Genomic DNA, 6,912 nt, shown 5'->3' on the forward strand with positions numbered 1-6,912 from the left:
TCATTTTTATATCTATCCTCTCTCAAGATTAATTTTTCAATGTTGCCAACCGTTCGTTCACCATTGAGGTTATGTCTGCTTCCGCATTTTTATAGTTTGCCTGCAAACTTTGCAGATATTCGCGAGCCTTGAACTTATCGCCTTTTGCCACATAGTTGTCCGACAGCAATATCAATGCCCTTGCCAACCAATATTGGTGAGGTGTACCTGTCTTGGAAAATTCCAATATCTGTTTTTCTGCCTTATCGTAGGCTTTTGCTTTATAGAATATTTCGGCCAACAGGTATTGAGCCTCAGCTCCGTACACGCTTCTCACGTCTTTGCCCGCTTGTTGCAGGTCGGGAGTCGCCTTATCCGTATTTTTCTGATTCAGATAAGATTTTGCCCTTAACAGATGTGCTTCCATCTGCACCTCCGGCGAAGTTTTAGTATCGGCCAAAACCGCCGTTGCGGAAGATATGACTTCACTATCCTTTTTTAGGGCAACTGCACATCTTAACATACCCAATCGGGCTGTACTTTTTTGCTCGCTATCAACCGCCCGAACGCTCAACTGTTTATAAAGATCGTTGGCCGTATCGTAAGCAGATTTTTCATATTGCAGATTTGCCGCAAGGCTCAAGGCTTCGTTCATATAACGTGAATTACTGCTATTTATAGTTGCCATAAATTCCGACAAAGCCTGATCTTTATTGCCCTGATCATAAGCAATGCTTCCCAAACTGAAATGCGCATCCCCCACAAACGCTCCTTTCGGATAATTGTGGATATAACTTTGCATCGCACTCCTTGCTCCGGAAGATTGTCCTTTCATAAACAGGTTTTCTGCCGCCTGATAGGTCAGCGAATCCTGACGGGTAGATGAAATTATAATGCCCGAACCTAAAGAGTTGACATAAGATACATACGAATTTATATCATTAGTTTCTTTATATATGTTTTCCATGCTCTGAATAGCCGCCCTCGCCTCGTCAGTTGTCGAGTTTACCGCAACCACAGACTTGTAGGCAGATATAGCTTTCGTATAATTATTTGCATTGAAGTTCAATTGCCCCAACAACAGACCCGCCTCCTGAGCCATTTGTGGCTGTGGTTTCATTCTCATCAATTCGTCCAGAACCGATATGGCTTGTTTTTCGTTGCCCAACATCACATAAGCACGGCTTTTCTCAAACAATGCGTCATCCTTGTATTGTGAGTTCGGATATCTCTTCATCATCGCATCCAATGCCGATATCTTGCCACTATAATTTTTTTGAAGCCCCAATACAAACGCCTTCTGAAAATCGGCATAATCGGCTCCCTCTCCACCTATGGAAGCCGCTTGCGAATAAGATCTTTCGGCTGCCGAGAAATTCCGTTCGAACAAGTAGCAATCTCCAATCCTGTTCATTGCATCGGGATAGGTATTTTTCGATTTGTTTTTTTCAACTCCCGTATATTTCTGGAAATTTCCCAATGCTTTTGAATATTGTTTCAACTGAAATTGTGAATACCCTAAATTATACAGAGCCAGTCCGTAATTTGCATCTGTTGCCGGCGCAGAACTTACAAAATTGCTGTAATCGCCAATCGCAGTGCCGTAATTGCCCAAACGGTAATATGTCTCTCCCCTCCAGAAATATGCCTGACGCCTTGCCGTAGCGTCATAATTTCCCAGATTGATGCTGGACACAAAGTTGTTCAACGCCGACGAATAATCTCCGTTAATGAAATCTTCCGTCCCGATGTGAAACAATATAGATTGCTTTGCCGCCAGAATCTGGCTATCGGGAGACTTCAACTTATTGATAATATTCAATGCTGCCTTATAATTTTTGGTCGACAGGATTGTCGATGCCATCAAGGCATTTATATTTTTGGTATAGGCAGACCCCGGATATTCGGTAAGGAATCGCTCCAATGCCGTAACCGACTGATCGAAAGCAGACAATGACGTGCGATGCACCAAAACAGCATAGTTATACATCGCAACTTCGCTGATGCTCACATCATGTTTTTCTCTTGCGGCAGCCTCAAAAGCCATAAGGGCATTTGTGTAATCATTCAGCGCAAGATAGTTTTGCCCCAGTTGCATATACGCAGCCTGTCCGATGGCATCGTCGGGAGTAGCGACCAATTCAAGAGCGTCTATCGCTTTCTGATATTCCTTCATTGCTGAATACGACGTTCCCAACAGGTACATATCTTCCCTCACCGGATTTTCGTCCAGAGCAAGGTATTTCTCATAGTATGAAATAGACTGGGCCCTGTCTCCCGTTCTGTTGTAACTATTACCTAAAATACGGTAAACTTCCACCAGATTTTTGCTCGAAGGATATGTTTTTATATAACTTTCACTCTGCGAAATGGCTGAATTCAGTTCATTTTTCAGGAAAGCTCCTTGCAATAGAAAAAACTGTGCATCTTCCTTGTATTCAGGAATATTTTTATATCGTTCGAAAACCCGGAGCGCCTTATCGTAATCTCCTTTTTTGAAGTCTGTGTAAGCCAGGTAATATGTAGCTGCCTCTTTGTATTTTTTACTGTTTTGTGAAAGTAACCCGAAAGACTGCCGTGCCAACTCCACATCTCCGCTCTGAAGAGTAGCATAAGCCCTGCGGTAGGTGTAGTCTTCCTGCTCTACTGCCGAAAGGTAGTCTACATCAACATCATTGAACCAAAACAAAGTCCGTTTCCAGTCTTTGTCTTCAAAATGTGTCGACCCGATATAAAAAGACAACCTGTCTCTGTGATATGTTGACGGATAAGTATCCAGATACTCCTTCATCATCTCTCCGGCTCTCTTATCGCCCAGAAAATAGTAAGAACCGACAAGCATATATTCGGCTTCGGCTTTCATCCGTTCATCTTCCGACACTTTGACGAAATCGGCCAAGGCGTGCTGGCTACCCACATAATTTTTGTCAAGGTACATTTCTTTGCCTTGTTTGAATAACCTGTCCGGCAATTCATTGTTTACCGACCGTTGTGCGCTCACAAACTGAGACGCTAAAGCCAAGGCTAATATTACGATAATCTTTTTCATTTTATTTTGATTACTTATTTAAAATGCCCTCTTCAATTGCCTTTACTATTCCTTTACGGATAGAACTAAGTCCAAACTTTGAAGGGTCTAAATCTTTTATCTTGATAAACTCCAGCTTCGCCACATCGTCTTCGGCTTTCAATTGCCGGGTATTGTTCACTTTACACAGAAAAAAAGCGTCTGCCGTCTCTACCTGAAATCCTGAATACATGTATAAATTTGGTTCGGAAAACAAGTATTGCAATTCTTCTACATCCAGATTGGTTTCTTCTTTAACCTCGCGCACAACTGCATCTTCGAGCGATTCGCCCATATCGACAAATCCGCCGGGCAAATCCAAGGTCCCCTTTGCCGGTTCAAAGGCACGGGTGCTGACCAAAAGTTCATTTTCCTGATTTAGTATCACAGCTACAGTTGCTGCCGAAGAATTGAAGTAATAAATGAAACCACAGTTTCCACATTTTTTTGACTTTATATTGTTCTCTTCAAAACGGTTTGAACCGCATTTTGGGCAAAAATTAAATTGGGCTAGTGGGTGCATTTATTTTTCTGATTAGTTTTATTATAAAGGCTCTCGCTTTTGTTTTTTTTCGTCTACATAAACATGATCCGGATCCCTCACTATGTTCAGGATGACAATCAATTTAACTACCCACAAATATATATATTGTAGATGAATTTATCTGTTATTGTTAACACTCCTTAATTGATTTTCTTCAATTTAGGACTTATTTTTTCTGCACATCTATTTTCTGTGTCGGAGCCTGTCCTTCGTTTCTCTTGTCTACGGCTACTACCAGATTATCGGCCAGCGTGGCAAAAGCAGCTCCCGTTATCGTATTTTCGTCCAGTGCTACCGGCGCACCGTTATCACCTGCTTCACGGATGCTTTGCACAATAGAAATCTGCCCCAGCAAAGCGATATGCAATTCTTCGGCCAGTTGTTTCGCACCATCTTTCCCAAAAATATAGTATTTATTTTCGGGCAATTCGGCGGGGGTAAACCATGCCATATTCTCAATCAAGCCAAGGATGGGCACGTTTACTTTCTCGTTGGTAAACATATCTATTCCCTTACGGGCATCGGCAAGGGCAACCGCCTGAGGTGTACTCACCACAACCGCCCCCGTTATGCCAAGAGTCTGAACCAAAGTAAGATGAATATCACTTGTTCCGGGTGGAAAATCAATCAAAAAATAATCCAGATCGCCCCAGTTGGCATCTGCTATCAATTGCTTCAAGGCATTTCCCGCCATTGCGCCACGCCATACAATTGCACTCTCTTTTTTAACAAAAAAGCCTATGGATAATAGCTTTACGCCATACTTTTCCACAGGAACTATCATTTCCTTTTCCTCTATCAACTCCAAAAACGGTTGACTATCCTCAACATCAAACATCTTTGGTATGGACGGACCGAAAATGTCCGCATCAAGCAGTCCTACTTTATATCCTTGCTTGGCCAAAGCTACGGCGAGGTTTGCCGTGACAGTACTTTTACCAACGCCACCTTTACCGGATGTTATCGCAATAATATTTTTCACCTGTGGCAACAGCTTTGGCGGTGCTTGCGGCACAGCTTGCTTTGTTATCGGTTTTATGTTTCCTTTTATGTCGATGCCCGAATCGGCAAAAGTGAGAATTGCCGTCTCACTGGCTTTTATCACCGATTTAATGAAAGGGTCGTTCTGTTTTTCAAAAATTATCGAAAGACTCACTTTGTTTCCCTCAATATGAATGTCGTCCGACACCATGCCCATCTCTACGATGTCTTTTCCGGTTCCCGGATAGCGCACATTTCGCAACGCATCTATAATTAATTTCGGATATACTTTTACGCTCATCTATTTCTATTTTATTTGTTTTTCTGCATTAATTTTCCTGAGTTTTCCCGCCCATAGCTCCGATACGGATCTTGTTCTATCTCAACCTCCGGCTCGATCCATTGCTCACGGTCGAGACATTCGAATTTCAAATACTTGATTGTTAAACCACGAGACAACCATTGTTGTTCATAATGAGTCTGAATATTCAATACATCATCTACCAATCCGGAGTGATATAGGTCATTTGTCTCGAACAAAACAGGCAGTTTATTCTCCGCAACCATAGCCGATGTGTATGTGAACATGAAATTACTGTCTGTTTTCAGATGAACGATGCCTTGCGGTTTCAGAATTTGCCGGTATGTTTTCATAAAACGGGTCGAAGTCATACGCTTATTCACCTTATTCATCTGCGGATCGGGAAATGTGATCCAGATCTCCGAAACTTCATTCTCTTCAAAAAAATTGGTTATCAACTCTATATGTGTGCGCAGAAAAGCTACATTCGTCATATTGTCTTCCAAAGACTTTTTTGCCCCCGACCACATCCGCGCACCTTTTATATCTACGCCGATAAAGTTTTTTTCAGGAAAAAGTTTTGCCAGACCAACGGTATACTCTCCTTTTCCACACCCCAATTCCAACACTATCGGGTTATTATTCTTGAAAAACAATTCATTCCATTTACCTTTCAGTCCGAAACCTTTTTCCTTTAGTGCGGCAAAAGGATATTGAAAAACATGTGGATAGTTTTCCATGTCGGCAAATCTTGATAACTTATTCTTTCCCATATAACTCTGTCAATACAAAAAAATGTTTTCGGAAAACAAAGATAATTCAAATCGTTCAAAACCTTAAATATTACGTGAGAATCTGATTTTTATTTCCCTCTCAGATGTTAAAATATCCATATATCTCTTACGTATTTTCTTACTTTATCAATAAATCACTATATTTGTTATAGATAGATACTAAATAAAGCCAACGAGCTACTATAATGGAACTGGAAATAATACAAAATGTCAGGCGGAATCGCTATGAGGCATACTGTGACAATAAATTAATCGGAATTATATCCTATTATTTCCTCCCCAATTTTGTACTTGCATTAACCAATACGGAGGTCAGATCAAAATATCAAAATAACGGGGTGGGAACGGCATTAGCCAAACAAGTCATTGAATTTGCCACATCAAATAACTATAAAATTTACCCGGTCGGAAAATTCATTAAATCGTATATTGAACAAAAAAAAGAATGTTATTCGGGGTTAATTATTGAGGAACCTCCTATCGATCACCTAATTCAATCAGATCTAAATCTTTAATATCACCATTATCAAGAGTGAAACGGAGCAAGGTTCGCACCGTATGAAAGCCATATATACCGGCAGCTCCGGGATTCATACACAAGCAGTTGTAATGTTTGTCGTATACCACTTTCAATATATGTGAATGTCCGCAGACGAACAGTTTAGGCGCGTTTGCTTGCATTATACCTTTCACTTTCGGATTATATTTTCCCGGATAGCCTCCTATATGGGCCATCAGGACATCAACGCCTTCCAGGGTAAACCTTAAGAATTCGGGGAAGGCTGCCCTTATTTTCGCATCGTCTATGTTTCCGTAGACTGCTCTGAATGGCTTGAATTGTTCGAACTTTTCGACTAACTCCATCGACCCTATATCTCCCGCATGCCAAACCTCGTCGCATGTAGCGAAATGCTCTTTGTATTTTTCGTCCCAATGCCCGTGTGTATCCGAAAGCAATCCTATCCGCTTCATTTTTTCTCTATTTTTCTGACAAATATACCAGAAAAAAACGAAGACCAGTCCTAAAATTGCAGGACTAGTCTTTGCTTTATGTTATATATGTGAATCAGTAGTTGAAAAGTGTTGGATTGTTTTCGATATTGTGTAGGGGCGAATAAACATTCGCCCTGACATTCGGGCGTAAAATTTTACGCCCCTACTTTCGGGCAGAGCAGAGCCCTGCCTTCGTTCATTTTGTCTTGACACAAAACGAACCAAAAAGTCAAGGCTTAGCTTCTCGGCGACC

Annotated in this window: 7 protein-coding genes; 1 reads left to right on the forward strand and 6 read right to left on the reverse strand. The window is 41.3% G+C overall.

Features of this window, described 5'->3' with window-relative positions:
- Positions 1–28 precede the first annotated feature (28 nt).
- From D0T56_RS11420 to trmB, 4 genes are all read right to left on the reverse strand, one after another.
- On the reverse strand, positions 29–3,028 hold the full coding sequence (locus D0T56_RS11420; protein ID WP_163320289.1) for a tetratricopeptide repeat protein: 3,000 nt from the start codon (positions 3,026–3,028) through the stop codon (positions 29–31).
- Between the two features lie 10 nt (positions 3,029–3,038).
- Positions 3,039–3,569, reverse strand: a complete 531-nt coding sequence (locus D0T56_RS11425; RefSeq protein ID WP_163320290.1) for an NUDIX domain-containing protein — start codon at positions 3,567–3,569, stop codon at positions 3,039–3,041.
- A 187-nt stretch (positions 3,570–3,756) separates the two neighbouring features.
- Positions 3,757–4,872, reverse strand: coding sequence for an Mrp/NBP35 family ATP-binding protein (locus D0T56_RS11430; RefSeq protein ID WP_163320291.1), 1,116 nt, complete (start codon positions 4,870–4,872; stop codon positions 3,757–3,759).
- Positions 4,873–4,883: 11 nt separating this feature from the next.
- Positions 4,884–5,645, reverse strand: coding sequence for a tRNA (guanosine(46)-N7)-methyltransferase TrmB (trmB, locus tag D0T56_RS11435; protein WP_163320292.1), 762 nt, complete (start codon positions 5,643–5,645; stop codon positions 4,884–4,886).
- A 206-nt stretch (positions 5,646–5,851) separates the two neighbouring features.
- On the opposite strand from trmB, the gene D0T56_RS16900 reads away from it, so the two are divergent.
- Positions 5,852–6,181, forward strand: coding sequence for a GNAT family N-acetyltransferase (locus D0T56_RS16900; protein WP_163320293.1), 330 nt, complete (start codon positions 5,852–5,854; stop codon positions 6,179–6,181).
- On the opposite strand, the gene D0T56_RS11445 is transcribed toward D0T56_RS16900, so the two are convergent.
- Both D0T56_RS11445 and D0T56_RS16640 read right to left on the reverse strand, forming a co-directional pair.
- Positions 6,144–6,638: a metallophosphoesterase gene (locus D0T56_RS11445; RefSeq protein WP_163320294.1), complete on the reverse strand. Its 495-nt coding sequence runs from the start codon at positions 6,636–6,638 to the stop codon at positions 6,144–6,146. The genes D0T56_RS16900 and D0T56_RS11445 overlap by 38 nt on opposite strands.
- Before the next feature lie 81 nt (positions 6,639–6,719).
- Positions 6,720–6,912: hypothetical protein (locus tag D0T56_RS16640; RefSeq protein WP_221412351.1), on the reverse strand; the 193-nt coding region annotated here is incomplete at its 5' end.

Origin of the sequence: Dysgonomonas sp. 520, from assembly GCF_010501095.1 — a bacterium.
Lineage (GTDB): Bacteria > Bacteroidota > Bacteroidia > Bacteroidales > Dysgonomonadaceae > QVMP01.